Raw genomic sequence first — 26,333 nt, 5'->3', positions numbered from 1 at the left:
CTCGCTACTCGAGTCCGCGCTTCTTGAACGACTCGTCGATCTTCCGGTCGACCTGGCGGCGCACGCCGTCCACGCTGAAGCTCGCGGGCCGCTGGCTCGGCGGATAGTTGACGAAAGTCTGCAGGAATGTCGACGCTTTCATCGTCGCAATGCCCGTCAGATAGGCATTCTTCGTGACCCAGTCGTTGTACTGATCCGACGTGATGTCGGCGCGCTCATACGGGTCCATCCTCAAGTTGAAGATTTTCGGCAGACGCAGGCAGATGAGCGGGTCCTGCCAGATGTTCAGGTTGCCCTTCGCGCGCTGTTCGCAGAACACCGCCTTCCACGCGTTGCCGTCCTGATCCCAGCGCATTGCCACCAGATCTCCGTCGTCGTCGAAGTAGTAGAACTCGGTGCGTGGGTTTTTGGTCGTCTGACCGGTAAGAAGGGGTAACTGGTTATACCCGTCGAGGTGATTCTTGAAGCTCGCGCCGCCCGCTTTCGGCGCCCAGCCTTTCAGTAGCCGGTCTTTCACGGCGGTGTCGCCCGCCGCGGCGAGCAGCGTCGGGAACCAGTCGAGACCCGAGATCATCTCGTTCGAGGTCGAGCCCGGCTTGATATGACCCGGCCAGCGGATCATCGCGGGCACCCGGAACGCGCCTTCCCAGTTGGAGTCCTTCTCGCTGCGGAACGGCGTGGTCGCCGCATCCGGCCACGAGAACTGGTTCGGCCCGTTGTCGGTCGTGTAGATGACGATCGTGTTGTTGGCGATCTTCAGATCGTCCAGCAGCTTGAGCAGTTTGCCGACGTCCTGGTCGTGCTCCCACATGCCGTCAGCGTATTCGTTGCCGGGCATCCCGCTCTTGCCTCTGAACTCGGGCCGCACATGCGTGAATACGTGCATGCGCGTGTAGTTCATCCACAAGAAGAACGGCGTGCCGTTCTTCACCTGCTTGCGGATGAATTCTTCCGCGTGCGCGCCGGTTTCGTCGTCGATGGTTTCCATGCGCTTGGTCGTCAGCGGACCGGTGTCCTGAACCTTGCCGTCCGACGTGCTGTGAATCACGCCGCGCGGCGAAAAGTTCTTCACATATGGGTCGTTCTTGTCTTTCGGCCAGTAGGGACGCTCGGGTTCTTCCTCGGCGTTCAGGTGGTACAGGTTGCCGTAGAACTCGTCGAAACCGTGGTTGGTCGGCAGATATTCGTTCTTGTCGCCGAGGTGGTTCTTGCCGAACTGGCCGGTCGCGTAGCCGAGCGGCTTGAGCGCCTGGGCGATCGTCATGTCGGTCTTTTGCAGGCCGACCGGCGCGCCCGGCGCACCGACCTTCGACAAGCCTGTGCGCAGCGGCACCTGTCCGGTGATGAACGACGAGCGCCCGGCCGTGCAACTGTTCTCGGCGTAGTAGTCGGTGAAGATCATCCCTTCGTTGGCCACGCGGTCGATGTTCGGCGTCTTGTAGCCGACCACGCCGCGCGTATACGCGCTGATGTTCGCCTGGCCGACGTCGTCGCCGAAAATCACGAGGATGTTGGGCTTGGCCGAATTTTTGGCGGCGGGCTGTTGTTGCGGTTGTTGCTGTTGTTGCGGCGCGCTGGTGGCGGGTGCCGCGGCGGTTTTGGGCGGCGCCTGAGTCTGCGCGGGTGCGTTGATGGATGGAAAAATCAGTGCGGCAAACGCACCGAGGACGACGATTGCCGCCCCCACTGCGTAGCGCCCCTTGCGCAGGAACTTTCTCATCGTGTCGCTCCAATGGAGTTGACTTCGGTTCACCCGTTGCACGTTCCCTGCGCGCCGGGTTGCCTCGTAGCGGCCGCGCTCTGCGCGCGACTCGCGTTTTCCCGCGTCCGGCTGCTGTTCATTAAGACTCACTGCTTCGGCGCGGGATAAATGGTTTGCCAGTCGTCCTTCATGCTCACCACGGTCCAGCCGTCGGCGATTGCTTCGTCCCACGCGCGGTCGAGCTTGCCGACCTTCGACGTGCGGTCGTACGCGAATTCGCGCACCGCATCGTCGTGATGCACGAGCAGCGCGAGATGAGGGCCGCTGCCGGACGTCGTGTATTGCAGCATTTGCAGATCGCCGTCGGAATTGCCGAACGCGAGAATCGGCTTGCGGCCGATGTTGCGATAGATGCCGACCGGTTTGCCGGCACCGTCGTCGACGAAATCGAGTTTCGGCAGGCGCACTAGCGCGGGCTGCCCGTCACGCATCTGGTACTCCACGCGCTGGCTCGAACCGATCACCTGCTCGGGCGGAATGCCATACACCTTGTCGACCCACGGACGCATGAACTCGATGGTGCCGCCCGACACGATGAAGGTCTTGAAGCCGTTGGCGCGCAGATACGCGAGCAATTCGAGTTGCGGCTGATACACGAGCTCGGTGTAGGGGCGATTGAGTTTCGGATGACGCGCGGTGGCGAGCCAGTTGCGAATGGTCTTGTCGTAGTCGTCGACGGTCATTCCGCTGTTGGCGACGGCCACCAGTTGCAGCAGCTGTTTCTGCTGGCTCGCGAGCGCCGGATAGTCTTTCGCGACGAGCGCCTTGAACGCCGGATTGTCTTTCCATTCGGGATGCTTCGGCGCCGCGGCCTTCACCTGATCGAGCAGGAACACGAACTGGAAGTAGAGCGGCTGTTCGCTCCACAGCGTGCCGTCGTTGTCGAATACGGCGATGCGCTCGGCCGGCGGCACGAAGTTCGGTGAACCCTGAGTCGTCACGTCGGCGACGAATTTGACGATTGTCTGTTTCGCCGGTCCGTCGCGCCAGGAGGGCAGTGCGGGCGCCTGACCGGGTGTCGATGAAGATGAAGACGGCGATGACGTCGCGCTCGTGTTGTTGCCCGGCGCGGTACATCCGGCAACGCCGAGCGCCAGAAGAAGCGCAGCAAGCGCTACGCTAAACGTCGAGCCCAATCCAGCCGTGAATTTGCCTGCTAATCCGGCGCGCGTCGCACGCGTGGCGCGTTGCTGCATTCCCGACACACAGTCCGATTGCATCCAACCTCCATTCCGGTTTGTACGATTCGATGAACTGCATACCGCGATACGGCAGAAGACGCGCGCAACAGGCACGAAAAGCAGATAGCCCTAGCCCAAAAAGCCCGCAAGGAAAACGCGGCCTACCCGCTGGCAGCGCTAGCGCTATCCGCACCGGCGGCGCGGGCCGACGCCTGGCGGGCGAGCGGCTCCTTCCAGGTGTCTTCGTCCATCACGAGGCGAAAGCCCAGATGCGACATGCTGTTGTACGGATCGGTGCCGCGCCGCGCGCTCGGGCGGTAGCTCAGGCAGTAGTCTTCGTTGCACAGGAACGATCCGCCGCGCGTGACGCGCTTGGGTGCATCCACCGGCACGCCCTGGTCGGCGGGGTCCCACGATTCGCGCGGACCGGCTGGGTTGTCGATCACGCGGGTGGCGACCGCTTCGCGGCGGAACTGGTCCGCGCGATACCAGTCTGCGACCCATTGCCACGCATTGCCGGTCATGTCGGAGAGCCCGTAGCCGTTGGCCGGAAACGTGCCGACCGGACTCGTGCCGAGCGCGCCGCCCGCTTTCGGGCTCACCACCGGGAACGACTGCACCTGCTGGCCTTGCCACACGTTGGCCATCTGCTTGCCGTCCGGCGTGAACTGATTGCCCCACGCGTAAGTGGCCTGCTCGAGGCCGCCGCGCGCGGCGAATTCCCATTCGGCTTCGCTGGGCAAGCGTTTTCCCGCCCATTTCGCATATGCCTGCGCATCTTCGTAGGACACCTGCACGACCGGGTGATCGTCCTTGCCGGCAATGTTGCTGTCCGGTCCGGTGGGATGACGCCAGTTCGCACCCGGCACATAGCGCCACCACTGCGAATAGTCTTCCAGCGGCACCGGACGGTTCGTGCCGACGAACACCATCGCGCCAGCCACCATCGCGCTATCGGGCGGACGCGGCGTGCCCGGCGGCAATTGCACTTTCAGCGTGTCCCAGTCGGGCTTCTTTTCGGCAGTCGTGACGTAACCGGTGGCGTCGACGAATTTGCGGAATTCGGCATTGGTGACGTGATGACGATCCATCCAGAAGCCGTGCACGCGCACCTTGTGCGCGGGCCGCTCATTGGGTTGCGCCTGCTTCGAGTCGCTGCCCATCAGGAATTCGCCGCCGGGCACCCAGGCCATGCCACGCGGACCATGCGTGCCGTCGCCATAGACGATTGGCGGATGAGCCGGCGTGCGCGCGGCAACGGCCCAACTGACCGCCGCGCCGATGCATGCGGGGAGCATGACGAGCAGCACCGCCCATAAAGCGAGCTTGCGATAGCGATTGGCCGGAGGGCGGCTGGAAGACGACATGCCGCCGGCGGAGGCGGCTTTGACCGACTCACGTTTTCGTGTGCTCATCATCCTTTCTCGTAGGCAGATACTGCTGCCGGTCCACTAGCGCGCGTTATGCGTATTGCGCCTTTTGCGCCACGTAAAAGCGCGGGTCCGGTTCTAATTTGCACAGAAGAAACTTAGCGATACGGAATAATGTTTCGATGCCGGTAATAATGCGTCACATGGAGGCTAACAACTTTTCCCGCACATTTCACGCTTTTTTTGAGCACACGCGAAACTTTGACGAATTGACGCTAGTGCACTAACGTGTGGGACGGCAAGCATTGACACCCATGTCGTCCAACACAAAATGATTGGGGAAATCGAGGGCTATGCGCGAAACCATCCTGCGTTTCGAATCGGGCGTCAATGAAGCAATAGTCGGGCAGCAGGCCGTAGTCCGCCAGGTGTTGATCGCGCTGCTGGCGGACGGCCACGTATTGCTCGAAAGCCTGCCCGGACTCGCGAAAACGCGTACCGTCAAGGCGATCGCCACGCGGCTCGCGGCCACCATGAGCCGTATCCAGTTCACTCCCGATCTATTGCCGTCCGATATCACCGGCGCGGAAACGCTATTGCAAAGCGGTACCGAACGTTCGCTCAGTTTTCAACCGGGACCGATCTTCGGCAATCTGATTCTCGCGGACGAAATCAATCGCGCACCCGCAAAAGTGCAATCCGCATTACTGGAAGCGATGGAAGAGCGGCAGATCTCCGTGGCGGGAAAAACACATCGGATGCCTGATCTTTTTCTCGTGATGGCAACGCAGAATCCCATTGAGCAGGAAGGCACTTATCCATTGCCGGAAGCGCAAATGGACCGCTTTCTTCTCAAAGTGCTGATTACTTATCCGTCGCCGCAAAGCGAAACGGACATGTTGCGATTACTTAGAAGTGAACGTACTCAGGCGGCGAATGCAAGCGGCTTACTCGCGCAAGATGTGATTTTCGCGGTGCGCGAAGAGATCGGGCGAATTGCCGTCGCACCGGCGATCGACGACTACATCGTGTCGCTCGTCAATGCGACGCGGCATGGCAAGGAGCTCGACGCGGAGCTCGGCAAATGGATCGAGATCGGCGCGAGTCCGCGCGGCTCGATCGGCCTCGATCGCGCGAGCCGTGTGCAGGCGTGGCTCGCCGAGCGCAGCTACGTGACGCCGGACGACGTGCGCGCGGTGATTCATCCGGTGCTGCGGCATCGGCTGATCCTGTCCTACGACGCCAACGCGGAGAACGTCAGCGCGGACGCGGTGATCGACCGTCTGATCGAAAAGGTCGCCGTGCCGGCCTGACGGCGCGTGCATCAAGCAGCGTATCAAGCAGCGCATCAACGCGGGAGGAGCAGCGTGGCCGTGGTGTCCGAAACTGCAAGTTCCGCGCTCGGCAGCGTGTATGTCGACGCGGCGCATCTCGCGCGGCTCGAGTTTCAGGCGCGCGGGCTGAGCTTCGTCGCACCCGCGCCGGTGGCGAGCGTGTTGTCCGGCAATCACGCGTCGCGGCTGCGCGGCCGCGGCCTGAACTTCGAAGAGATCCGCGCGTATCTGCCCGGCGACGATGTCCGTCATCTCGACTGGAAAGTCTCGCTGCGGCTCGGCAAGCCCCAGGTGCGCGCTTATACGGAGGAGCGCGACCGGCCATTGCTCGTCGTGGTCGATCAGCGGATGAGCATGTTCTTCGGGTCGCGCCGCGCATTCAAGTCGGTGGTCGCCGCCGAAGTGGCCGCGCTCGCGGTGTGGATGGGGTTCGCCGCGGGCGATCGCGTCGGCGGCGTGCTGTTCGACGACAGCCGCGTCGTGCGCGTGAGGCCGTTGCGCAGCCGCAGCCGCATCAAGATGCTGTTCGGCGCGCTTGCGACGATGAACCGCGCGCTCAACGCCGGCAGCGAAATCCGCACGAATTACGCCCAACTCGACGCGGCGCTCGAAGGCGTGCTGCAACTGGCCGGTCACGATTATCTGATTTGCGTCGTCAGCGATTTTGCCGGCGCGAGCGAACGCACGCAGCGGCTGTTGCGGCAGCTCTGCGCGCATAACGACGTCGTCGCGGCGATGGTCTTCGATCCGGCGTTCGATCTATTGCGGCAGCGCGATGCGGGGCACCGCGCGCTCGTGGTCAGCGAAGGGCGTTTGCAAGTGGAGCTGCGGATCGAACAGGAGCGCGTGCGCGCGCCGCTGTCGAGCCTGTTCAGCGGCCGCACCGCGCAAGTCGCCGAGTTGTTGCGTTCGAGCGGCGTGCCGCTGATGGCGTTGTCGACGGCCGAGCCGACCGTTGGGCAAGTGAGGCGCCTGTTCGGCGAACGCGCGCGGCCGTCGGCGGGGAGCGGGTTATGAGTGCCGTGGTCGCTTCGGTCGCGGGGCAGGGTCCGGTGCCTCCGGATGGGTCCGGGCAACTCGCGCCGCTCAAGGAGTTGCCGCTGCCCGACGTGGTGTCGTATGTGCCGCAGACCGTCGGCTGGATCGTGCTCGCGGTGTTGCTGGTCGCGGCTTTTGCCGTCGCGGGATGGCTGGTGTGGCGGCGCCGTCGCCGGCAGTTGTACCGGCGCGTCGCATTGGCGGAACTGGCCGGTATCGAAGCGAGCCTCGCCGCGGCGCGCGCGGATGCCGTGCAACGCGCAAGCGCGCTCGCCGCGATAGCTCGCCTGCTCAAACGGACCTCGCTCGCGGTCGCGCCGCGCGATCAGGTGGCCTCGCTCAGCGGCGACGCATGGCTCGCGTTTCTGCAACGCACACGCGGCCGCTTCGACGCGAGAAGCGGCGCGCTGCTCGCGCTCACGAGCTACGCGCCGGCACAACAGGTTGCGGCGATTTCCGCTGAAGACACCACGGCGCTGATCGCCCATGCGCGCGACTGGATCGAGCATCACCATGTGGAAGTTTGATTTTCCGTGGCTGTTCGCGCTGCTGCCGCTGCCGCTATTCGTGTGGTGGCTGATCCCCGCGTATCGCACGACGGCCGCCGCGGTGCGCGTGCCGTTCTTTCACGAAATGGCCGAGGCGGCGGGAGAAAAGCCGGCGCCGGGCGGCGTGCGACTGCGCCGCAACGGGCTGCAGCGTCTGCTGATGCCGCTGCTGTGGACGCTGCTCGTGATCGCCGCGGCCAAGCCGGTTTATGTGGAAGCGCCGATCGTGCGCGAAGAGCCCGCGCGCGATCTGATGCTGGCGATCGACCTGTCAGGCTCGATGGCGACGCGCGATTTCGTCGCCGCGACCGGCGAGCGGATGGACCGCCTGAGCGCGGTCAAGCACGTGGTGAGCGACTTCATTGCAAAACGCAAAGGCGACCGGCTCGGCCTCGTGGTGTTCGGCGACGCCGCGTATCCGCAGGCGCCGCTCACGCTCGACCACGACGCGGTGCAGGTGTTGCTCGATCAGATGCAGATCGGCATGGCGGGGCCGCGCACGGCGATCGGCGACGCGATCGGCCTCACGGTGAAGCTGATGGCGCCGTCGCAGGCACAGGAAAAAGTGCTGATCCTGCTGACCGACGGCAACGACACCAGCAGCGCGATTCCGCCCGAGCGCGCGGCCGGGATCGCGAAGAGTCACAAGCTGGTGGTGCATACGATCGGCATCGGCGACCCGAATACCACCGGCGAAGACAAGGTCGATCTCGATGCGCTCGCACGCATTTCGCAGATCACCGGCGGCCGCGCGTTTCGCGCGCTCGGCCGGCAGCAGGATCTCGCCGATGTCTACGCGACGCTCGACAAGCTCACGCCCGACAAGGTGAAGCGCGAAATCTACCGGCCGCAGCGCGATTTCTACTGGGTGCCGGTCGCGGCGGCCGTGACGATTTTCGCGTTGTACCACGTGCTCGCGTTGCTGATTGCGTGGTTGCGCGCGCCGCGTCGCTCGCCTTCGGCCTTAGCGCGTGCCGACGAAGCGGCAATCGCGCAGGCGACCGGAGGCCGCGATGGAAATTGATCTGACGGCCTTCCATTTTTTGCGTCCGCTGTGGTTGCTGCTGCTGATTCCCGCAGTCGCGTTGCCGCTTTTATGGCTGCGCCGCAACAACGTGCGAGCCCGCTGGCGCCATGTCATCGAGCCCGCGTTGCTGGAGCATCTGATCGTCGGCGATACGAAGCGGCGCGTGATCCAGCCTGTGCACACGCTCGGCCTGTTGCTCGGCATCGGCGCGCTGGCCGCCGCCGGCCCGACCTGGCAGCAGGAGCGTCCGCCGTTCAATCAGGACAAGGCGCCGCTCGTCGTCGTGCTGGAACTCGCGCATTCGATGGAGGCCACCGACGTCGCGCCGACGCGCCTCGAACGCGCGAAGCAGAAGGTGCTCGATCTGGCGCGTGCCCGCAAGGGCGCGCGCACCGGACTCGTGGTGTTCGCCGCGACCGGCCATCTCGTCGTGCCGCCCACCGAAGATCCGGCGATGCTCGAACTGTACGTGCCGGCGCTGTCGCCTGAACTGATGCCGCGCGACGGCAAGAACGCCGCCGCCGGTCTCGATGCCGCCGAGCGGCTTCTCGCGAACGATCCGGCGGCGGGCACGATCGTGTTCATGAGCGACGGCTTCGATACGAACCAGCAGGACGCGTTCGTGCAGAGGGCGAAGTCGCTGCGTCATCAACTGCTGTGGCTCGCGGTCGGCACGGAGCAGGGCGGTCCGATCCGCAGCGCGGACGGCAGGATCGCGATGGATGAGCAAGGGCACCCGCTGCTGGGCACGTTCGACGCGGGCGCGATCCGCAAGGCCGCCGACGCGGCCAATATTCCGCTCGCCAGCATGCGGGCGGACGACGATGATGTGGTGTGGGTTCAGCATCGCGCGCAGACCTGGCTCGAGCAGGCCGAAGAGTCGAAGATCGTGCCGCGCTGGAAGGAGAGCGGCTATTGGTTGCTGCCGCTTTTGCTGCTGCTCGCGCTGTGGAGTTTCCGGCGCGGCTGGACCGTCAAATGGCTGCCCGTGCTGCTGCTTTCGCTCGCGTTCGGCGGGTTGCCGCGTCACGCGCAGGCGGCCGAATGGCAATGGCTCGACTTGTTCGCGACGCACGACCAGCAGGGTCGCTGGCATTTTGAACACGGCGACTACAAGGCCGCGGCGCAACGCTTCGACGACCCGATGTGGAAGGGCCGCGCGCAATATCTGGCCGGCGATTACGAGGGCGCGCTCGACAGCTTTTCGCATCTGAAGAGCGCGCACGCGTATTTCTACATCGGCAATACGCTCGCGCATCTCGACGATTACCACGGCGCGATCAAGGCTTACGACAATGCGCTCGCGCTTCAGCCGGGGTTGTCGGAGGCTGCGGCGAACCGCGCTTATCTGCTTCGGCTGCTGGCGAAAGACAACCAGGACGAGAACGATCCGGAAGAGGAGCAGCCCGATCAGGTGCAGGTCGACAAGAAGAAGGGACGAGGCACATCGGTCGTGATCGAGGGCGCGCCGCGTCCGAGCGAAGAGGTCTGGATGCGCAGCCTGAACACGTCGCCGGCCGTGTTCTTGCAGCAACGTTTTGCGCAGGAGTCGGACGCGAAAGGAGCGGGGGCGCGATGACAGCGGGATTTTTGCGGGTTTTGCGGTTTTCGCGGGGTCTTTGGATGCTCTGGCTCATGCGACACGTGCGGCTTGCTTCGTTCGCCGTACTGTTCGGCCTCGCGCCTGCCGCCCCCGTTTTCGCCGATGCCGCGCCGCAGCTTCTGGTCCGCGCGCATCTGGAGCCGGCTGGCCCGGTGGTCGCGGGCAGCGAGGTCAAGCTCGTAGTCGACCTGCTGACCACCACGTGGTTCACCGAAGCGCCGAACTGGCCTCTCTTCACCGTGCCGGACGCAATCGTGAGTTTGCCGGACGAGCAGGCGGACAACCTTTCGGAAGAGATCGACGGCGTGCACTGGTTCGGCGTGAGCCGTGCCTACCGGATCGCGCCGCAAGCCGGGAAAACTTATCGGATCGCGCCGTTCGCGATCACCGTGTATCCCGGCGGCGCGAATGCGCCCGCGCAAGTGATGACGCCCGCGCTGACACTCGTGGCGACGCTGCCGCCCGGCGCCGAAGGGATGGCCACGTTTTTTGCGACCTCCGCGTTGACGGTCACGCAGAACATCGAGCCGTCGAGCGCGCATCTGAAGGTCGGCGAATCGATCACGCGCACGATCGTGCAGCGCGCCGCGGGCACCGAAGCGATGCTGATTCCGCCGGCCAGTCTCGGCGACGTGGAAGGACTGAAGCGCTACGCAAAACCGCCGACCACCCGCAACATCGTGCAGGACCGGGTCGGTCTCGTGGCCGGCGAGCGGACCGACAGCGTGACCTATAGCGCCGATCGCGACGGCCGCTTCAAACTGCCGCCGGTGAGCGTCGAGTGGTGGAACACGAAGACGCAAAAGAAGGAAACGGCGGTGTTGCCGGGCGTGACGTTTTCCGCGTCGAAGGCGCGTGAGAAGCCGTTGTTCGAGATTCCCGCCGATGCGATGAGCCAGGGCTTTCCGCACCGCATCGTCGTGATTCATAGCCGCGAGGTGCTGCTTGGCTGCGCGCTCGTTCTGGCGGTCGGCGTGCTGCTGTGGGCGCGTTCGCGGATCACGACGTTCGTGCGCGGTACCCGCGCGCGGGCGCGCGAGGCGAGACGGCGTTACCGCGAGAGCGCCGCGATGGCGTGGCGAAAGCTTCGAGCCGTGGCGCGCAACGGCGAACTGCGAGGCATGGTTCCGGCGCTGTATCGATGGATGGACAGAACGGGTGACTTCGGCCGGCCGGCGCGGCTGGAAAATCTCACGCAGTCGGACGACGCCGCGGCCGCGCAACTCGCGCTCGCCGTGAACGCGCACTATGCGGGAGGCGCGGCTTTGCCGTTGAATTGGGCGGCGACGGCACGCGCTTTGCGCCGCATGCAGAGAAAGGCGAAATCGCGGCGACGCGCCACGCGGCCGCTTCCGCCGCTCAACGATTATTAGCAGCACGGCTTACCGGCGACGAATAGCACAGGCCCAAGCCGATCTTTGACAGTTTTTGCGCGGCGCTGCTGTTACCATCTGGGCCGAAGCCGCTAAACGGCTTGCGGCGGCGCGTAGGAAACGGGCCTCGCCCCGACCCGCGCGGGATTGCCCGCAAAACCGGCCTCTGTTCCGCCAATTGGACGGGGCCGGACCGGCGCACACTGACATCGTGCCAAGTGTGCCTGACCGATGAGCTTCCGCTACACCGTGCCGGCCTGACAAAGACGCAAGGGCTGGCCGACCGGCCGGACGGAACTCATCGCAGTGTGTTACTTCAGAAGATTGAAATGAGCGCTTTAACCGTATTTCTCTGCATCTGGGCCATGGTGGCCTTCTGCGCGATCCTGTTCATCCGCGGCGCGAATCCGCGCGTCAAGCGTCCGGCGAAAGCGCCGGAACGCAAGCCGGCGCATTTTTCGATCACCGAGTAAGGCCGCTGCGGCAAGGCTTCGCGCATCGTGTATCGCCGGACCCCAATGCTAGAATCGTTTCCCTCCGCGCCAGTCCAGTGACATCGTCTGCGTTCACCGAGCCGTTCGCCATTCAAGCACAATGAAAGCGGGCATGCGGCGCCTGAACGACACCGGTCATTGCGAACAATGCCGATCTGCCGGGAATACGATGAGTGACACCTTGCAAGCGCCGTTTTCCGTTCTCTTCGTCGACGACGACGAGATGTCGCGCAACCACTTTGCCCGAGCGATCGGCGGCGACTACCGCGTGCACGTCGCGCACGGCGCCGATCATGCGATGGCCGTGCTGAGCGAACATGGCGCCGAGATTGCCGTGCTGGTGACCGACTTCCGGATGCCGGGCCGCGACGGCGACGATCTGCTGCGCGAAGTCGCGCACGCGTATCCGCAGATCGTGCGCATACTCGTGACCGCCTACGCCGACAAGGACATGCTGCTGCAAACGGTCAATTCCGGCGACATCTTCCGCATCCTCGAAAAGCCGCTCCGAACCGATACGGTGCGCGAAGTGCTGCAACTGGCGATCGCGCGCTACACCGAACGGGAAGCGCGTCAGCAGCGACTGCTCGCGATGGACGAGACACTCGCGTTTCTGGCCCACGAACTGAATACGCCGCTCGCGACGATCTCGCTGTTCGCGCGCTCCGTCGAAACCGACGTGGCCGAGCAATACGATCCCGAGCGCCAGAAAGAGATCGGCCGCGCGGCCGCGTCGATGCTCAATAACGCGCAGTACTGCCTGACGCTGATTTCGTCTTTCTGGGCGACGGTTCACAAGAGCGGCGCGGCGCAATCGGCGGCGGCAGTGGAGAGCCGCGCGGTGCGCGCGACGCGCCTGATCGCCACGTTGCTCGACACCTATCCGTTCGCCGCTGCGCAGCGCGACGGGATCACGCTCGACGTCAAAGGCGATTTCGTCGTGTATGCCATGCCCAATTGCGTGGCGCTGGTGTTGTCTTCGTTGTTGTCGAATGCGTTGCGCGCGCTGGCCGGCACGCCTCATCCTTCGTTGCGTATCGAGGTCGTCGCCGAGCCCGAACTCGAGATTCGCGTGTGCGACAACGGTCCGGGAATCGCGCCGGAGATCAGGGCGCGGCTGCTGCTGGACCCCGTCACGACGCACGCCGGTTCGGGTGGACACGGGATGGGGATGATCTTTTGCAACCGCATCATGCAGTCCTTCGGCGGCAGCTTGCGGATCGATTCCGCGCTGGGCGAGGGCACAACGGTCACGATGGGTTTCCCGAACCTCAACGGCCGGTTGAGCGCAACAGACGACGAATAACCGTGCGGCGCCCGTCAGTCGCTCAACGCGTCCCGGTGATCCTGGTGCGCTTTCGCTGACGCGAAATACATCAGCAATGCATCGGCCGAGCGCGCGGCCAGCGAGTCGATGCGCGCGAGCCAGTCGGCTTCCGCGGGCCATTCGCCTTCCACCACACGCGGATAGATCTGCCGCGCGAACTGATGCAACGCCCTCGCACCGATATTGCCGCTCACGCCGAGCAGCAGATGCAGCGCGGCGTGCGCGGTCTGCAGATCGTCCGCAGCCGCGCTGGTGGTGAGTCGCGCGACGGTCGAGCGAATCTGTTCGATGCCGTTCAGAAAAGTCTGGTCCAGCAGATCGAGCGACACCAGTTCTTCGAGATGCTTGTCGTCGAGCAACGGGCCTTCGGTCACCGGTGCAACTCTCGCCGCCGGCCGCTCGGACGAGGTCTGCGAACGATCGGCCAGCGTCGGCGCATTCAATGCCGGCGCGTTCGTCGCGCGCTGCTGCGCGAACTGCCTCGTCAGGCTGCCGTACAGCGCGCCGACCTGCACGGGTTTGATCATCACCTCGTTCATGCCTGCCGCGAGGCAGGTCTGCACGGCTTCCATATCGGACTGGCTGGTCAGCGCGATGATCGGCACTCTGGCGTACGCATCGGCACGCACGCGGATCAGCGCGGTGGTTTCGACGCCGCCCATGCCCGGCATGTTCATGTCCATCACGATCGCGTCGATGCCGCTGTGCTCGTGCAGTCGGGCCAGCACGGCGCGCCCATGTTCGGCTTCGATCACGCTCGCACCGCAGCGTTCCAGATAGCTTTTGGCCATGAGGCGGCTGTAGGTGTCGTCGTCCGCGACGAGGATCGTCTTGTCGGCGAAGCCGTCGAAGCGCTCGCTCAATTGATGGCGGTTGCCGTTTTCGAACAGCGCCTGCACCGCGGTGATCAGCTCGACCACAGTGCACGATTTGCTGATCATGCCGTCCATCCCGGCGCGCCGCGCAAGCACGCGCGCCACGTTGCCGGGCTCCGCCGTGTACGCGGCGATCAGCACGTTCCAGTTCGGCTGGCGGTGGTCGGCGCGGATTGTCTCCGCGGTGGTATAGCCGTCCTGCAGCGGCATATTGATGTCCATCAGTACGAGGTCGTAAGACACCGCTTGCCGCAGCATCGCGAGCGCGCGCTCGCCGTCTTCCGCCTCGCTGACCTGCGCGCCGACCTTCTCCAGCGCGCGGCGCGTGCGGATGCGCTGACTGGCTTCGTCGTCGACGACCAGAACGTGCTTGCCGCTGAAAAACGGCTTTGCGTGGTCGAAGATTTTTTGCTCGTGCTGCGCGACTTCGCTCTCCGACACGAGCGGAAATTGCAGCGTGAATTGCGTGTATTTATCGACTTCCGAGCGGCAGGCAATATTGCCGCCGAACGCGCGCATCGCGCGCTGACAGTAGGCGAGCCCGAGCCCCGTGCCGGCCGAGTTGCCCGCGGTGCGAAACGGCTCGAACAGATGCGGCAGGATCTCCGGCGCGATGCCGGGCCCGGTGTCGTGCACGATCACCGTTTGCCGATCGACTGTCAGCGTGAGCGTCGCGGACGGATGCGCGGCGATATGATGCAGCGAGTTCTTGATCAGGTTGAACAGCGTGAACAGATAGACGGTTTCGTCGACCTTGAACGTGAAGTCTTCGATCACCACGAGCCGCACCTTCGCGCGCTCTTTCTGGTCGGCGAAACCATATTCGTCGAGCGCCTTGCGGGTGGTCGCCGCGGCGCCCAGATAGGTGAGGTGATCGGAGCGGATCGGTTTGGCGCTGACTTCGTCGAGTGTCATCGCGATGATGCGCAGCCCGCGCTCGATCGACAACTGCCCGTGCGCGAGATGACGGTACAGCGACGCGGCCCGCTCCTGCGTCAACACCGGCGAGCGGCTCGATTCGGCGGTGGCGGGCAGCGCCTCTTCCACGCGATCCAGCACGTGCCTGAGCTGGCTGAGCGGATTGCGCATTTCATGAGCGATGGACCCGGCGAGCGCCTTCAGCGCACGATTTTTTTCGACGAAGATGCGGCCTTTGCTGATCGCATGGCTGAACGCCATGCTGCATAGCACGACGACAGGCAGCACCGCGAGATCCGACTGATTGGCCGCGGTGAGAACGATCGGCGTGGGCGAACTGAACATCGCGGCGAGTGAGCCGGACAACACCCCGGCACCGATACAGCCGATCAGCAGGAACGGGTTGTCGATGCACAGCGCCATGATGAACAGCATCATGACCTCGGTCATCATCCACATGGTGGAGAATGAATTTCTGATCGCGAGGAACGTGCAGACGAACGGCAGCACGTAGATCAGGCAGCAATGCCAGTAGATCAGCAGATAGCTGTTGAAGCGCTTCGGCCAGCGCGCCTGAAAGATCAGCGGGATGCAGACGAGCGCCGCGCTCAGGCGCAGCAGCAGATTGTCGTAAGGCTGCGGCAGGACATAGGTCCACACGATGTAATAGATGGGGTGGCACAGGAGGCCCAGTGCGCCTCCCCATCGAATTGCAAACCGGCTTCGTTCCAGTACGTCCCGCATGCTCTCGCGCGGTGTCGTCATCAGGCCTCCAATGATGTTCACGACCCTATCAGTTCATGCCTGTCGCGCTGATGGGATTCTCGCACGATCGGCGAACCGTCTTTGCCGTGGAACGGTCCGACCGAAAACCCGTACTTCTTCAGCAGGCCGTGGGTATAGGAAACCGACCACACGGGCGGGCTGCCGATGATGAAATCGGAAGCGATCCCTTCCTGCCAGGCGGCGTAGCCTTCGGCGAAACAGGTGTAGCAGTCGCGGGTGCTCGGCAGCCGGAACGGGAACAGCGTGTTCAGGCCGGCGGGCCCCCTTGCGAAACACTCAATATATAGCGTATGACCGCGCGACGCGAGTTCGGCCTCGACGCTCGCGGCCCGCGGATGCGAGTCGTCGATCCAGAACTGCGCGCGTTTGAGGTCGGCGGCGGTGAGGTAGGGCACGCTGGTGCTGCTTGCGAGGATCGCACCGTCGAACTTCGGCAACGGCGTGTCGGGGCTGAACGTGTGCACCGAGATCCGCGTGCGCGCGAGCAGGTCCGCCGCCAGCAGCTCGCGCGCCTGTTCCTTCAGCAGGTTCACCTTGTCCGGCAGATCGATCAGGATCAGCTCCTTCGGCACGTCCTTGTACAGCAGATACTTGGCCACCGTCGTGCCGAGCCGGCCGGCTGCGCCGAACAGCGCGAGCCGCGTGTTGCCGAATTCGAGGTCGAGCTCGTTGCAGCAATGCACGGCCCAGTCCTTCAGCATCGCCGCGGTCGCCGCGTGGCCGGTGGTGATATGGGGCGGTTTGACAGGACGCGGCAAGGCGCCGTAATTGCACGCATAAGGGGTGGACGCACCCATGGCCACCATGTTCAGGCCCGCCTGTCGCGCCAGTTCGAGAGCCGGAAAGAATTGCGTTTCGCGAAAGCGCTTGATGCCGCGCGGACTGCCGAGCCATAACTCGAGCGGCACCGGGCACGCGATATTCGCGCCGATCACCTGAGAGCCCTGATAGATCGGCGATGCAATAAAAGGCCGCGTTTTCCACAGCTCTTCTTCGAATGCGGTATTGCGGGTTTTTACATTATGAAATGAAAATGAAAGCGTATCCCAGTCGGTAGCGTGAAACAGAAAGCCGATTCCGCCTTGACCGGCGGGCAGGCTGTCCCGGATCTGTTCCGGGTGAATGGTGTTTTTGAGCGCCAAAGGCGCGCTGGTGGCGTGCAGAATAGGGCTGGCCGGCTCTTCCAGGCCGGTCAACGCTAGCTGTTGAACGGAAGTTCTCATTGGTTTTTCCCTTGGGGTCGAATTCGCGTTGAGAGAAGTCAGCGCAATGCCGCCAGTCGGAATTGACTGGCAACCCTTCAACTCTAGAGAAATCCGCAGGGCGATGTCCGTGTGTTCGTGCGCACCGGCATAGCGATGCATTCGGCGCTTTATTCCGGTGCTGATTGGGGACCTCATTTCGGTCCTTTATGCACGCGTCAGCTAAGCATAGATAAAACGCTCGTTTATCCATTGCATTGGGCATTGCTACGATCGCGATTCGATCGTTTTACCCAATTGGAATAACACGCCGTGACCGTATCCCTTGTTCGCTTCGTTCGCCTGCTCGTGCGCCCGGCGCTCGCTTCGCTGTTCATCGCGAGTGCGGCTCATGCGCAGACCGCAACTCAGACTGCTATTCAGCCTGCTACTCAGACCGCTACTCAGACCGCTACTCAGCCTGGCACGCCGCCCGCGCCCGTGAAGCTGCGGATCGGCTATCAGAAATCGTCGACGCTCATCACGGTGCTGAAAGCGCGCGGGTCGCTCGAGCAGGCGCTCGCGCCGCTCGGCGTCAGCATCACGTGGAACGAGTTTGCGAGCGGCTTGCCGCTGACCGAAGCGCTCAATGCCGACGCGGTCGACTTCAGCGCCGACGTCGCCGATACCGTGCCGGTTTTCGCGCAGGCCGCGCATGCGCGTTTCGTCTATGTCGCGCAGGAAGCGCCGTCGCCAGGTGCGCAGGCGATCATCGTCAAGCGCGACGGGGCGCTGCATACGCTGGCCGATCTGAAGGGCCAGCGCATCGCGGTGACCAAGGCCGCCGGCAGCCACTATCTGCTGCTCGCGGCGCTCGCGAAGGCGGGGCTCGCGCCGGCCGACGTGCGCATCAGCTATCTGACGCCCGCCGATGGACGCGCGGCGTTCGAACGCGGCAGTGTCGATGCATGGGTGACGTGGGATCCGTATGTCGCCTCGGTGGACAAGGCGCCGGACGTGCGCATCCTCGCCAACGGCGACGGGCTGGCGTCGTATCAGCGCTACTACCTCGCGTCCAGCAGCTTTGCCGCCGCGCATCCCGACGTGATCCGGACGTTGTTCGCGCAACTGGGTTCGGCGGGCACGTGGGTCCGCGCACATCCGGACGACGCCGCGAAGCTGCTCGCGCCGATCTGGGGTCTCGACGCGGCGACGATCGAACGGGCCAACGGCCGCCGCAGCTATGCGGTCCGCGCGGTGGATGCGCAGAATTTCGGCGAACAGCAGCAGATCGCCGACACGTTCTACAAGGCGAAATTGCTGCCTGCGCCGGTCGATACGGGCGCGGCGCTGCGCTGGAATTTCAGCGCGGGGCGTGCGGAAGCAGCGTCGGGCGGGTGATGGAGGCGGCGCGTGTCTCGCCGCTTTCCGGCATGTCCCGCAGATACGCCCACGGATAGATGCCTTGTGCGTGACCGTCGCTGAAGGCGATCTGGATGCCGTAGCCCATCGGCTGGATGTCGACGATTGCGAGGTCCGGCGGGGCGATTTGACGCGGCACGCCGGACAGCTTCTGACGACGGCAACTCGAGCACGGGCACATTGCCCTGAGCGTCGCGTTGCCGATCGATTGCGAGCGGCCGTCGTCCCAGCTCAGCGACAGCCGGCCGCTCGCGGCGTGGACCGTGATCTGTTCGGGCGCGTTCATCGTGCCGCGCTTTCGATTTGCGTGACGGCGATCCGCGCCGCCTTGCGGACTTCCGGATCGGGGTCCGCGGCGGCTGCCTGCAACGCCGGCAGCGACGCGGCATCGCCCAGTTCGCCGAGCGACAGCGCGGCTTCCTTGCGCAAATTGCTGATTGCATGGGTCAGCAACTGCGCGACCGCCGCGCTCGTGTTCGCGTTGCTCGCGTCAGTGCTAGTGCCAGTGCCCGAGTCGCGCAGCTTGCCCAGCGCCCGGACCGCTTGCAGACGGACTTGCCAGTAATCGTCGCCGAGCGCGGCGAGCAGCGCGTCGCGTGCGGCCGCCGCGCGCAGTTTGCCGAGCGTGGCCGCCGCTTCTTCGCGGACCTGCCACGCGCTGTCGCCCAGCGCGCCGAGCAGCGCGTCGACGGTTCGTTCCGTCGCCGCAGCGCCGACGCCCAATGCGCCGATGGCCGCGCGCCGCACCGCGGCGTTCGGATCGTGCGCGGCAATCCTGCTGAGCGGGCCGAGCGCGTGCTCGCTCTTCAACCAGCCGAGCACGCTCACTGCTTCGAGCCGCACGAGGTCTTCGCCGGCGCCAAGCGCGTTCAGCGCCGGCTCCAGCGCGCCCGCGTAACGCAATTCACGAAGTCCGCGCAGCGCCGCCTGGCGCACGAACGGGTCCTGATGCGCGGCCCAGCCGACGAGCAGCGGCCCGGATTGCGGGTCTTTCAAACCAGACAGACTCTGCGCGGCCGCCTCCCGCACATTCGCGTCGGGATCGGCCAACGCGGCGCAAAGCGCGGCGACCGTGTCCGCGCGTTCCCATGCGCCGAGCACCTGAGCCGCTTCGGCGCGCACATCGTCGGACGGGTCCTGACGCAACGCGGCGACGAGCGGCCCGAGCAGCGTTTCGTCTTCGAGATCGGCGAGCGCGAGCAGCGCGATGCGGCGCACGGCGGCGTCCGGGGACGTGAGGCGCGGCAGGAGTTCGGCGGCTTCCGGGTCGAGGGAATCGGGGTCGAACGTCAGCGGAAGCGGCAACGAAAAATCGGTCATGAGTGCAATGAGGTTGGGTGTGCTACGGGGTGAGTCGGTACGCCGGCGACGCAGGTCGCGCGAGTGGACGCCATCATGCGGGTCGTCAAGCGGCCGCTTCGCGCAGCAACGCAAGACAGCGGCGCTTGATCTCGACAAATTGCGCGTCGGTGGTGGTCTCGTCGTCGCGCGGACGCGGCAGCGTGACTCGCAGATCGGCGACGATCCGCGCGGGCCGTTGCGACAGCACGAGAATCCGGTCGGCGAGAAACAGCGCTTCGTCGATGTCGTGCGTGACGAACAGCACGGTGGTCGGCACCTGGGTCCAGATGTCGAGCAGCAGCGCCTGCATCATCCGGCGCGTTTGCGCGTCGAGCGCGCCGAACGGTTCGTCCATCAGCAGAACGCGCGGCCGGTTGATCAGCGCGCGCGCGATTTCCACGCGCTGCTGCATGCCGCCCGACAACTGCGCCGGATAGCGCGTGCCGAAGCCGCTTAGGCCGACCAGATCGAGCAGCTCGCCTGCTTGCCGGCGCCGCTCGTCGGCACCGAGGCCCTGCATTTTCAGGCCGAACGCGACGTTGTCGACCACCCGTTTCCACGGAAACAGCGTGTGCTGCTGGAACACGAGACCGCGCTCCGGGTGAGGGCGCAGCACCCGTTCACCGTCGACGGCGATCTCGCCCGAACTGGCCGCGACGTGGCCGGCGAGCGCCGCCAGCAACGTGGATTTTCCGCATCCCGACGGACCCAGCACGCACACGAACTCGCCCGCTTCGACGCTGAAGTCCAGGTGCTCCAACGCGGTGAAACGCTCTTCGCGCAGACCGACTTCGACACTCAACGCGCGCACGTCGACGCGGCCCGCCGGTTTCGATTCCGGCTTCAATTGCGCCCCGGCTTGTGGCTTCGCTTCCAGTCCGATGCTCATCGCTGCGACGCCTCCATCCGGTACCACGGAATCAGCGCGAGGCCGACGCGCCGCACCAGCATGCTGCTGCCCATCCCCAATGCGCCGATCAGCAGCATGCCGACCACGATGTCCGCGTAGTTCTGCAACGTGTAAGACTCCCAGGTGAAATAGCCGATCCCGTACTGGCCGGCGATCATCTCGGCGCTCACGAGGCAGAACCACGCAGTGCCCATGCCGATCGACAGGCCGGTGACGATCGCGGGCGCGGCGCCCGGCAGGATCACTTCGCTGAACAATGCGCCGCCGCGCGTGCCGAGCGAGCGCGCGGTCGCCACGAGCCGCGGGTCGACGCCTTCCACACCGTGAATCGTGTTGAGCAGGATCGGAAACAGTGCGCCAATGAAGGTGATGAACATCATGCTCATCTCCGACGAAGGAAACATCAGGATCGCGAGCGGAATCCACGCGACCGCAGGGATCGGCCGCAATACTTCGAGCGGCGGCAGCAGGGTGTCTTCGAACGCGCGATAGCGGCCGATCGCGAGTCCCAGCCCGATGCCGACGACACTCGCCGCGACGAAGCCCACCAGCACGCGCACCACACTGGAAAACAGATGCATCGGCAGCTTCGGCGAATGGAGGAGGGCCCACGCGGCCGGTACGACGTCGCTCGGCGCGGGCACGTTGGCGAAGGTCACGAAGCCGAACGACACATGATGTTCGGCGAGCAGTTGCCACACGCCCACGCAGACCAGCACGGCGACGACCCTGGCCAGGGCGCGCGCGATGCGCGCCGGTTGCCGGATGCGCGGGCCGGCAGTGCTGCGCTGAACGCTCGCGCCGTTCACGGCTTCAAGAGTGGCTGACATCGGAGACTCTCCTCAAGACTCGAATACTCGATAAGACCCGCCGCAAGCGGGCGCTCAGCGCGCCGCGACGGCCTGTGCTGCATCGGTTTTCGCGGCGGCGAAATCCACCACGTTGCCGTTGATCTGCTTCGCGTAGCCGTCCGCGCTTTCCTTCAGCAGGAACGCGCTCAGATTGCCTTTGGCGTCCTTCACGAACCACGCCTGGTTCGCAAACAGTTTCAGTCCGCTCGAATGGTCCTGCGCGTAGACGACGCGTACTTTCCTGCCGCCTTTTTCAAGGGTATTGATCGCGGCGAAGGCCTGTTGAGCCGACGCGTAATCGCGCACCTTGCTTTCGCCGTCGACCCACACCTGCGTGACGTTGCGCAGATCCGTGATCGGCTTGCCGGTTTGCGCATCGTTTGCGACCAGCGGCGCTTTCGCGTAGTTCTTCAGCGCCGCGTCGTAGTTCAGGCCGGATTGCCTGAACGCTTCGCGGATATAGCGATCGTCGACGAAACTGTTCACGTCCAGATCGACATCGGTCTTCTTCAGCAGCTTGAGCGTGTCGATCGCGGTGACCAGCGCCTGACGGTATTCGGGCTTCCAGGTCAGATCGCGTGTTTGCAGACCGAGCGGCCCATGAAACAGGTAATCGACTTCAGCGTCGATGCCGGTCACTTTCTGGATCAACTGGCTGTACTTCTCCGGGTCTTGCGCGAACAGCTGATTCGCTTCGATCACCGCGCGCAGATAGGCGACCACCACTTCCGGATAACGCTTCGCATAGTCCGCGTCGACCAGCGTGCCGTGGAAGGTCGGCGCATGCGTTTGCGCGCCGTCGTAAATCTTGCGTGCGAAGCCGCGGAACGGGAACAGTTCGGCGAACGGCACGAAGTCGGCATGCGCGTCGATCTTGTGCGCCTTCAACGCGCTGCCGGCCACTTCGGGTGACTGCGTGATGATGTTCACGTCGGTGTCGGGATTCCAGCCTTGTGCCTTGACGGCCCGCAGCAACATCCCGTGCGCGGCGGAAGCGAACGGCACCGAGATTGTCTTGCCTTTGAGGTCGGCGAACGAGCGGATCGGCGAGTCGTCCGGCACGACGATGCCGTTGCCGCTACCGTCGATGCTGCCCGACAGGACCGTGATGAACTCGCTCTTTCTGCCGGCCTTCTGGAACGCCGCGCCGTTCAACGAACCGGGAAACTCCGCCATCGAGCCGAAATCGAGCTTGCCTGCGACCATCTCGTTGGTGATCGGCGCGCCGGACGTGAAGTCCTTCCATTGCACGTCGTATTTGACGTCCTTGTACTTGCCGTCGTGCGGCAGATACTTGTCGAGCAGATGCAGTTCGCGGATCAGCAGGCCGCCGGTCGCGCAGTTGATCGTCGTGTCCTGAGTGCCGATCGCAATGCGGAGGGTCTCGGCGTGCGCCGCGCTCGCGGTCAGCGCGGTCAGCGTGAAGAGGCCGCTCGCGACGAGCGTGGTGGCCAGCAGATGACGGATATTCATGAGTTAAACCCCGGTTGATGACAGGCCGCGCGTTTTAGACGATGGGCAACTAGCGCAGCAGATAAGGAATCTCGACCCTGACCGCGTCGGTCGGGCAATCTTTTTCGCAAGGCATGCAGTACCAGCATTCGTCAAACTTCATATATGCCTTGCCCTTCGTCAGATCGATCGCGAGCAGGTCGAGCGGGCACACGTCCACGCAGACGGTGCAGCCTTTGTCGGCAATGCATTTGTCTTCGTCGATCGTGACGGGCGCGGCGCTGCGCTGGAAAATGTCGTGCGGTGTCGTAGGCATGGTGGCTCCTCAGGCTTCGGCAAGCGCGGGCTCGCCGATGCGCAGGTTCTGATACGCGTGGCTGTCGTGTTCGTCGAGCGGCACGACGTAGGGCTCGACCGCGCGTTTTTCGCTCACCATGCGGCCGTTCGCGTCCTTGCTCAGATGCGTGTGGCAAAACCATTCATCGTCGTTGCGCTGCGGAAAGTCGACGCGATGGTGGTACAGGCCCCAGCGGCTTTCGGTGCGATACAGCGAAGCGTGCGCGGCCATTTCGGCGCAGTCGCGGATCGCGCGCACTTCGGCGGCGCGCATCAGTTCGTGCGGGTTATCCGCTTTGATCAGCGCGATGTCGTCGGCGATTTCGGCAAAGCGCTGCTGGCCGATTTCCATCTTGCGCGTGACCTTCGGCGGTTGCAGATAGTCGTTCACCATGCGGCGCAGCTTGTATTCGACTTGCGCCGGCGCGAGCCCGGTGTCCCGTTCGAGCGGTGCGTAGATGCGCGCGCGTTCGGCTTCGATCTGTTCGCTGTCGAGCGCGGCATGGTCGCGGCCCGCCACGTACTGCGCGGCATTCTGGCCCGCGAACCAGCCGTAGGTGAACGCGCCGAGCATGTAGTTGTGCGGCACGGCCGCCATATCGCCGGCTGCATAGAGACCCGCGACCGTGGTTTCCGCGCGCTCGTTCACATACACGCCGGACGCGCTGTGACCGCTGCAGAAGCCGATCTCCGAGATGTGCATTTCGACCATCTGCTGGCGATAATCGGTGCCGCGTCCCTCGTGAAAACGTCCGCGGCTCGGGCGCTCGTTCGTGTGCAGGATCTGTTCGATGGTCTGAATGGTTTCCTCGGCGAGATGATCGAGCTTCAGAAACACGGGGCCATTGCCGCTTTGCAGTTCCTGATAGAACTCCCACATCATCTGGCCGCTCCAGTAATCGCACTCGATGAAGCGTTCGCCCTTGCCGTTGGCGGTAAAGCCGCCGAGCGGACCGGTCACGTAAGCGCACGCGGGGCCGTTGTAGTCCTTGATCAGCGGGTTGATCTGGAAGCATTCGAGATTCGCCAACGCCGCGCCGGCGTGATACGCCATCGCGTAGCCGTCGCCGGCATTGGTGGGATTTTCGTAAGTGCCCATCAGATATCCCGACGACGGCAAGCCGAGCCGGCCCGCCGCGCCGCAGCACAGAATCACCGCTTTCGCGCGCACCACGTAGAAGTCCGCGGTGCGGCAATCGAAGCCGAGCACGCCGCACGCGCGTCCTTGCGCATCGGTCAACACGCGGGTCACGACGATCCGGTTGGTGATCGCGATGCGCGCGCGTTTGAGCTGCCTGTACAGTACTTTCTTGATGTCGTGGCCTTCGGGCATCGGCAGCACATACGAACCCATGTGATGCACTTTCTTGACCGCATAGTCGCCGGTGCCGTCTTTTTCGAACTTCACGCCCCAGCGGTCGAGTTCCTCGATCGTCTTGAAGCTGTGCCGCGCGTAGGCGTAGACCGCGGATTGGTCGACGATGCCGTCGTTGGCGATCGTGATTTCGCGCGTGTATTGCTCGGGTGTCGCGTGCCCTGGGATGATCGCGTTGTTCAGGCCGTCCATCCCCATCGAAATCGCACCGCTGCGTTTCACGTTGGCTTTTTCCAGCAGCAATACCTTGAGATTCGGGTTCTGCTCTTTCGCTTTCACGGCGGCCATCGGGCCGGCCGTGCCGCCGCCCACGACGATCAGGTCGTATTCGATTACATGTGTGTTCATTTCGTCTTCCTCGTGCTCTTCTTCTCTTTCTGACGATCGATGCGGAAGCGGTACTGGAACGCATCGCCGCGGAAATAGAGGTACTCGTAATCGATCGGCGTGCCGTCCGCGCTATGCGTGAGACGCTCGATGCGCAGCACCGGGCTGCCTTCTTCGACATTCAGCGCTTCGACAATGTCTTCGTCGGCGAGAATCGCGTCGATCGACACGTCGGCGTGGCCGAGCGGCACGGCGCAGTCGTTCTCGAGAATCAGGAAAATGTCGCGCGTGACGAGGTCCGCGTTCGCGAGGCGCTTGCCCAATGCTTCCGGCACCCACGTGATTTCCAGCGACACCGGCTCGCGATTGAGCAGCCGCACGCGATGAATCTCGGCGACTTTCGCGCCCACGGGCAGCGCGAGACGCTGCGCGATCTGCGCGGTGGCCGGGATGAAGCGGATGTGTTTGAGCTGGTTGACGATTTCATAGCCCATCGACGACATCGCTTCGGCGAAGCCCTGCAATGCGCTGACGTTCTGGAACGCTTTCGGCTTCGAAACGAAGGTGCCTTTACCGTGCAGCTTGAACACGAGACCTTCCTTCTGCAGATCGCCGAGCGCCTGGCGCACGGTGATGCGGCTCACGTCGAACATCGCGCACAGGTCGTTTTCGGACGGCATCTGCGAATGGGCCGCATACGTGCCGTTGAGAATGCGCGCGCGCAACTCAGTCTTGATCTGCTCGTAAAGCGGCGGCGCGGCGAGCGGCAGCACCGTGGCGGGGTCGGATTTCGTCATGACAGTGGGGTGGTTGGGTACTTGTTATAACAAGTTGAGTCACAGTCTAGTGACGGAGCGTTGCCGGACGAACGAAGATTTTGTGCTTTGCTTTTCTTCGGGTGCGCTTTTGGGGGGGCGGGCGGAGGGGCGTTTGATTTTAGTCGCTGGTTTGAAATGAGCGACGCGCAGCACTACAGAAAGTACAGTACCGTCCGATAAATATATATCGCACGTTAAAAGAACTAACCGATGACAACAATCGACACTGTAATCGCCAGCGCATCCATTCCGGGAACGACCGCGACCGACCCTCTCTCTGGCAATACCACGTCCACGACGACGGCGGCGAGTGGGGGCACATCGGGGGGCACATCAGGGGGCGCATCGGGCACATCGGGCACGACGTCAGGCCCGCACGCCGTGAGTACCCATACCGCATCGGCGGGGGCGAGCGGCGCGGGGGGCGGCTCCAGTTCCAGTTCCGGGGCTGCTGCGGCCCAGATGCTCAGGCAACTGATCGCGCGTCTGCAGCAAATGTTGGCGAAGGTCGAGGCTCAAATCGCGGCGGCCGCCACCCGGCACGGACCCGGAGGCTCGCCGGATCCGGCGCTCGGCGCGTTACAAACCGAGGCGTCCGCGATTCAAGGCCAGATTTCCGCGGCCGCTGCGAAGATGGTGGAGCTGGGACAAACCGTCGGGGGACTCGTCAACGACCAGGCGTGA

Annotated in this window: 23 protein-coding genes; 10 read left to right on the top strand and 13 right to left on the bottom strand. The window is 64.2% G+C overall.

What is annotated here, in order from left to right:
• Positions 1-4: 4 nt before the first annotated feature.
• The 3 genes from PQQ51_RS27110 to PQQ51_RS27100 form a co-directional block, all read right to left on the bottom strand.
• Positions 5-1,720: an arylsulfatase gene (locus tag PQQ51_RS27110; protein WP_408500119.1), complete on the bottom strand. Its 1,716-nt coding sequence runs from the start codon at positions 1,718-1,720 to the stop codon at positions 5-7.
• Between the two features lie 128 nt (positions 1,721-1,848).
• Entirely contained in the window at positions 1,849-2,958 is a 1,110-nt protein-coding gene (locus PQQ51_RS27105) for an HAD family hydrolase (RefSeq protein WP_408500175.1), read from the bottom strand.
• A gap of 146 nt (positions 2,959-3,104) precedes the next feature.
• Positions 3,105-4,241, bottom strand: a complete 1,137-nt coding sequence (locus PQQ51_RS27100; protein ID WP_408500173.1) for a formylglycine-generating enzyme family protein — start codon at positions 4,239-4,241, stop codon at positions 3,105-3,107.
• A gap of 425 nt (positions 4,242-4,666) precedes the next feature.
• Here PQQ51_RS27100 and PQQ51_RS27095 point away from each other — a divergent pair, with 425 nt between their 5' ends.
• The 8 genes from PQQ51_RS27095 to PQQ51_RS27060 all read left to right on the top strand — a co-directional run bounded on the left by PQQ51_RS27095 (position 4,667) and on the right by PQQ51_RS27060 (position 13,036).
• Positions 4,667-5,626, top strand: a complete 960-nt coding sequence (locus PQQ51_RS27095; RefSeq protein ID WP_408500117.1) for an AAA family ATPase — start codon at positions 4,667-4,669, stop codon at positions 5,624-5,626.
• Positions 5,627-5,689: 63 nt separating this feature from the next.
• Positions 5,690-6,664, top strand: a complete 975-nt coding sequence (locus PQQ51_RS27090; RefSeq protein ID WP_408500115.1) for a DUF58 domain-containing protein — start codon at positions 5,690-5,692, stop codon at positions 6,662-6,664.
• Positions 6,661-7,212, top strand: coding sequence for a DUF4381 domain-containing protein (locus tag PQQ51_RS27085; protein ID WP_408500113.1), 552 nt, complete (start codon positions 6,661-6,663; stop codon positions 7,210-7,212). Before PQQ51_RS27090 ends, PQQ51_RS27085 begins: the two co-directional genes overlap by 4 nt.
• Positions 7,199-8,257 carry a vWA domain-containing protein gene (locus PQQ51_RS27080; RefSeq protein WP_408500111.1) on the top strand — a complete coding sequence of 353 codons (1,059 nt, stop codon included), beginning with the start codon at positions 7,199-7,201 and terminating at the stop codon, positions 8,255-8,257. The genes PQQ51_RS27085 and PQQ51_RS27080 overlap by 14 nt, the downstream gene beginning before the upstream one ends.
• Positions 8,247-9,839: a vWA domain-containing protein gene (locus PQQ51_RS27075; protein ID WP_408500109.1), complete on the top strand. Its 1,593-nt coding sequence runs from the start codon at positions 8,247-8,249 to the stop codon at positions 9,837-9,839. Before PQQ51_RS27080 ends, PQQ51_RS27075 begins: the two co-directional genes overlap by 11 nt.
• 44 nt (positions 9,840-9,883) lie before the next feature.
• Positions 9,884-11,236, top strand: coding sequence for a hypothetical protein (locus PQQ51_RS27070; protein WP_408500107.1), 1,353 nt, complete (start codon positions 9,884-9,886; stop codon positions 11,234-11,236).
• Between the two features lie 218 nt (positions 11,237-11,454).
• Entirely contained in the window at positions 11,455-11,709 is a 255-nt protein-coding gene (locus PQQ51_RS27065; RefSeq protein ID WP_408500105.1) for a hypothetical protein, read from the top strand.
• Between the two features lie 190 nt (positions 11,710-11,899).
• Positions 11,900-13,036 (top strand): hybrid sensor histidine kinase/response regulator, encoded by a 1,137-nt coding sequence (locus PQQ51_RS27060; protein ID WP_408500103.1) that lies wholly within the window; start codon positions 11,900-11,902, stop codon positions 13,034-13,036.
• A gap of 14 nt (positions 13,037-13,050) precedes the next feature.
• On the opposite strand, the gene PQQ51_RS27055 is transcribed toward PQQ51_RS27060, so the two are convergent.
• Entirely contained in the window at positions 13,051-15,615 is a 2,565-nt protein-coding gene (locus tag PQQ51_RS27055) for an ATP-binding response regulator (protein ID WP_408500172.1), read from the bottom strand.
• A gap of 17 nt (positions 15,616-15,632) precedes the next feature.
• Positions 15,633-16,859: a hypothetical protein gene (locus tag PQQ51_RS27050; RefSeq protein WP_408500101.1), complete on the bottom strand. Its 1,227-nt coding sequence runs from the start codon at positions 16,857-16,859 to the stop codon at positions 15,633-15,635.
• 396 nt (positions 16,860-17,255) lie between these two features.
• On the opposite strand from PQQ51_RS27050, the gene PQQ51_RS27045 reads away from it, so the two are divergent.
• On the top strand, positions 17,256-18,218 hold the full coding sequence (locus PQQ51_RS27045) for an aliphatic sulfonate ABC transporter substrate-binding protein (RefSeq protein ID WP_408500171.1): 963 nt from the start codon (positions 17,256-17,258) through the stop codon (positions 18,216-18,218).
• Here PQQ51_RS27045 and PQQ51_RS27040 read toward each other — a convergent pair.
• From PQQ51_RS27040 to PQQ51_RS27005, 8 genes are all read right to left on the bottom strand, one after another.
• Positions 18,181-18,525 carry a DUF971 domain-containing protein gene (locus PQQ51_RS27040; RefSeq protein WP_408500100.1) on the bottom strand — a complete coding sequence of 115 codons (345 nt, stop codon included), beginning with the start codon at positions 18,523-18,525 and terminating at the stop codon, positions 18,181-18,183. The genes PQQ51_RS27045 and PQQ51_RS27040 overlap by 38 nt on opposite strands.
• Positions 18,522-19,559, bottom strand: a complete 1,038-nt coding sequence (locus PQQ51_RS27035; RefSeq protein ID WP_408500099.1) for a HEAT repeat domain-containing protein — start codon at positions 19,557-19,559, stop codon at positions 18,522-18,524. Before PQQ51_RS27035 ends, PQQ51_RS27040 begins: the two co-directional genes overlap by 4 nt.
• Before the next feature lie 85 nt (positions 19,560-19,644).
• Positions 19,645-20,469: an ABC transporter ATP-binding protein gene (locus PQQ51_RS27030; protein ID WP_408500098.1), complete on the bottom strand. Its 825-nt coding sequence runs from the start codon at positions 20,467-20,469 to the stop codon at positions 19,645-19,647.
• Positions 20,466-21,320: an ABC transporter permease gene (locus tag PQQ51_RS27025; protein WP_408500096.1), complete on the bottom strand. Its 855-nt coding sequence runs from the start codon at positions 21,318-21,320 to the stop codon at positions 20,466-20,468. Before PQQ51_RS27025 ends, PQQ51_RS27030 begins: the two co-directional genes overlap by 4 nt.
• A gap of 54 nt (positions 21,321-21,374) precedes the next feature.
• Positions 21,375-22,796, bottom strand: a complete 1,422-nt coding sequence (locus PQQ51_RS27020) for an ABC transporter substrate-binding protein (protein ID WP_408500169.1) — start codon at positions 22,794-22,796, stop codon at positions 21,375-21,377.
• A 67-nt stretch (positions 22,797-22,863) separates the two neighbouring features.
• The gene (locus PQQ51_RS27015) at positions 22,864-23,109 is read right to left on the bottom strand and encodes a 4Fe-4S dicluster domain-containing protein (protein ID WP_168793924.1); all 246 of its coding nucleotides are present in this window, start codon (positions 23,107-23,109) and stop codon (positions 22,864-22,866) included.
• A 9-nt stretch (positions 23,110-23,118) separates the two neighbouring features.
• The gene (locus tag PQQ51_RS27010; protein WP_408500094.1) at positions 23,119-24,852 is read right to left on the bottom strand and encodes a fumarate reductase/succinate dehydrogenase flavoprotein subunit; all 1,734 of its coding nucleotides are present in this window, start codon (positions 24,850-24,852) and stop codon (positions 23,119-23,121) included.
• Entirely contained in the window at positions 24,849-25,628 is a 780-nt protein-coding gene (locus tag PQQ51_RS27005; protein ID WP_408500092.1) for a GntR family transcriptional regulator, read from the bottom strand. Before PQQ51_RS27005 ends, PQQ51_RS27010 begins: the two co-directional genes overlap by 4 nt.
• A 402-nt stretch (positions 25,629-26,030) precedes the next feature.
• On the opposite strand from PQQ51_RS27005, the gene PQQ51_RS27000 reads away from it, so the two are divergent.
• Positions 26,031-26,333 carry a hypothetical protein gene (locus PQQ51_RS27000; protein WP_408500090.1) on the top strand — a complete coding sequence of 101 codons (303 nt, stop codon included), beginning with the start codon at positions 26,031-26,033 and terminating at the stop codon, positions 26,331-26,333.

This window comes from Paraburkholderia xenovorans, assembly GCF_046030735.1.
Lineage (GTDB): Bacteria > Pseudomonadota > Gammaproteobacteria > Burkholderiales > Burkholderiaceae > Paraburkholderia > Paraburkholderia xenovorans_A.
The sequence above is the reverse complement of the archived record's forward strand: the minus strand, read 5'-3'. Positions and strand labels throughout refer to the sequence as shown.

Excerpts from the sequence above, each read along its gene's own strand:
- PQQ51_RS27110 (WP_408500119.1), bottom strand. The coding sequence starts at position 1,720 with ATGAGAAAGTTCCTGCGCAAGGGGCGCTACGCAGTGGGGGCGGCAATC.
- PQQ51_RS27105 (WP_408500175.1), bottom strand. The coding sequence starts at position 2,958 with ATGCAGCAACGCGCCACGCGTGCGACGCGCGCCGGATTAGCAGGCAAA.
- PQQ51_RS27100 (WP_408500173.1), bottom strand. The coding sequence starts at position 4,241 with ATGCTCCCCGCATGCATCGGCGCGGCGGTCAGTTGGGCCGTTGCCGCG.
- PQQ51_RS27095 (WP_408500117.1), top strand. The coding sequence starts at position 4,667 with ATGCGCGAAACCATCCTGCGTTTCGAATCGGGCGTCAATGAAGCAATA.
- PQQ51_RS27085 (WP_408500113.1), top strand. The coding sequence starts at position 6,661 with ATGAGTGCCGTGGTCGCTTCGGTCGCGGGGCAGGGTCCGGTGCCTCCG.
- PQQ51_RS27080 (WP_408500111.1), top strand. The coding sequence starts at position 7,199 with ATGTGGAAGTTTGATTTTCCGTGGCTGTTCGCGCTGCTGCCGCTGCCG.
- PQQ51_RS27075 (WP_408500109.1), top strand. The coding sequence starts at position 8,247 with ATGGAAATTGATCTGACGGCCTTCCATTTTTTGCGTCCGCTGTGGTTG.
- PQQ51_RS27070 (WP_408500107.1), top strand. The coding sequence starts at position 9,884 with ATGCTCTGGCTCATGCGACACGTGCGGCTTGCTTCGTTCGCCGTACTG.
- PQQ51_RS27060 (WP_408500103.1), top strand. The coding sequence starts at position 11,900 with ATGAGTGACACCTTGCAAGCGCCGTTTTCCGTTCTCTTCGTCGACGAC.
- PQQ51_RS27055 (WP_408500172.1), bottom strand. The coding sequence starts at position 15,615 with ATGACGACACCGCGCGAGAGCATGCGGGACGTACTGGAACGAAGCCGG.
- PQQ51_RS27050 (WP_408500101.1), bottom strand. The coding sequence starts at position 16,859 with ATGAGAACTTCCGTTCAACAGCTAGCGTTGACCGGCCTGGAAGAGCCG.
- PQQ51_RS27040 (WP_408500100.1), bottom strand. The coding sequence starts at position 18,525 with ATGAACGCGCCCGAACAGATCACGGTCCACGCCGCGAGCGGCCGGCTG.
- PQQ51_RS27035 (WP_408500099.1), bottom strand. The coding sequence starts at position 19,559 with ATGACCGATTTTTCGTTGCCGCTTCCGCTGACGTTCGACCCCGATTCC.
- PQQ51_RS27030 (WP_408500098.1), bottom strand. The coding sequence starts at position 20,469 with ATGAGCATCGGACTGGAAGCGAAGCCACAAGCCGGGGCGCAATTGAAG.
- PQQ51_RS27025 (WP_408500096.1), bottom strand. The coding sequence starts at position 21,320 with ATGTCAGCCACTCTTGAAGCCGTGAACGGCGCGAGCGTTCAGCGCAGC.
- PQQ51_RS27015 (WP_168793924.1), bottom strand. The coding sequence starts at position 23,109 with ATGCCTACGACACCGCACGACATTTTCCAGCGCAGCGCCGCGCCCGTC.
- PQQ51_RS27010 (WP_408500094.1), bottom strand. The coding sequence starts at position 24,852 with ATGAACACACATGTAATCGAATACGACCTGATCGTCGTGGGCGGCGGC.
- PQQ51_RS27005 (WP_408500092.1), bottom strand. The coding sequence starts at position 25,628 with ATGACGAAATCCGACCCCGCCACGGTGCTGCCGCTCGCCGCGCCGCCG.